Source organism: uncultured Rikenella sp. (assembly GCF_910579375.1).
Taxonomy (GTDB): Bacteria; Bacteroidota; Bacteroidia; order Bacteroidales; family Rikenellaceae; genus Rikenella.
On the sequence record NZ_CAJTUJ010000228.1, the window covers coordinates 1 to 1,727 of the forward strand.

Annotated in this window: 1 protein-coding gene; it reads left to right on the plus strand. The window is 57.9% G+C overall.

The window, feature by feature from the left end:
* Nucleotides 1-428: 428 nt before the first annotated feature.
* Complete coding sequence (locus QZ302_RS09935; RefSeq protein ID WP_294594954.1) at nt 429-1,502, plus strand: chorismate mutase; 1,074 nt, start codon at nt 429-431, stop codon at nt 1,500-1,502.
* Nucleotides 1,503-1,727 lie beyond the last annotated feature (225 nt).

The window sequence follows — 1,727 nt, forward strand, 5'->3', positions numbered from 1 at the left end:
AACTCGTCGGAGCTCGTTGCAGTCACCGCTGGCGTCGACCCGCTTAAACCAAAAGCGAATAGCGCGATTCCGTTCGGAATCGCCGTCCTCGGCAAGAGCGGAGCATTAGCGGCGCGAGGGGGGCGCGCCGAGGATGAATAAGGAGAGTCTTGGTTGATATACGGGCCGAGGTTACCCATTGTGAGTGCGGCACCCCCGTTTATTCCGAGAGGCAACGCAACTGAAGACCGTGGGCACGGTATTCGATTAAATCGGGATTGAGACCATCCGGGCCGAAGTTCATAAACATACAGCGAGATTCGCGGGGCGCGGATGAAAGGCTATAGCCGGCGAGACCACTGTGTACTACGTCGCCATTGAGCCTTTCGCGGTAGCCCGGGGCGGGCTAAAGATCAGTTACAGAACGAAAAATAAAACAAATACGATAGATGGAAACCAAAAAAATCGATTTGAAAGGCAAACGCCCGTTGATTATTTCCGGGCCGTGCAGCGCCGAGACCGAAGAACAGACCCTCGATACCTGCCGTCGGTTGGCCGCCACCGGCGCGGTGGACGTGCTGCGTGCCGGAATCTGGAAGCCGCGTACCAAACCCGGAACATTCGAGGGCGTCGGCCTGCCCGGCCTCTCGTGGATGGCCGAAGCGAAAAAGGAGACCGGCCTGCCCGTCGCGACCGAAGTGGCCAATGCCAAACACGTCGAAGGAGCTCTGGAGTTCGGCGTCGATCTGTTGTGGATCGGTGCGCGGACGACCGTCAATCCGTTTAGTGTGCAGGATATTGCCGACGCCTTGCGCGGCGTGAAAATTCCCGTGCTGGTCAAGAACCCGATGAACCCCGACCTCGATCTCTGGATGGGGGCCGTACAGCGGCTTCAGAAGGTCGGAATCGAGCAGGTCGGGCTGATTCACCGCGGATTCTCGTCGTTCGGCGTCTCCAAGTACCGGAACAATCCGATGTGGCCTTTGGCGATCGAGATGAAAATGCGGATGCCGGACGTGCCGATGATCGGCGATCCGTCCCACATTACCGGGAAACGCGCCCTGCTCAAAGAGGTGGCTCAGGAGTGTGCCGACCTGAACTACGACGGTTTGATTATCGAGAGCCACATCTGTCCGGACAAAGCGTGGAGCGACGCCGCACAACAGGTCGTTCCGGAAGAGCTGGGCGAGCTGGTTCGGAGCATCGTGTGGCGTAAACCTCAGACCGACAAGCCGGATTTTCTGCGTTCGTTGGACAAGTTGCGCAGCCAGATCGACCAGTACGACGCCGAATTGTTCACCTTGTTGAGCAAACGGATGGCCGTGGCCGAGAAGATCGGTGAGATTAAGCGGGACAACGAAGTGATGATTCTCCAGAGCGCTCGCTGGGACGATATCGTGAAGCGGGTTTTGGCGACCGCCGACGAGTTGCAATTGAGTCGGGAGTTTTTGAGCATTTTGTTGAATTCGATTCATATGGAGAGCATCAGCCGCCAGCACCAGGTGATGAACTCGAAGAAGTAGGTGCGCGGACAAAGAATTGGGCCGAACAGGTTAAGCGATACGTAGTATCGCTCCGTCCTGCCGGGGTCACCCGGACGCCGCCCGCGCAGGGCAGTTTCAGGCGGGTCAAAGCTCTCCCGCGCGCGATCGCTGGAGTAGGAAATCATTCAAAGCGTCTTGCGCTTTGAATAAGATTTCCGCCAGCGCGCGGCCAGAGAACAGGGGTAGAGGCGGCCAGTGGAAATG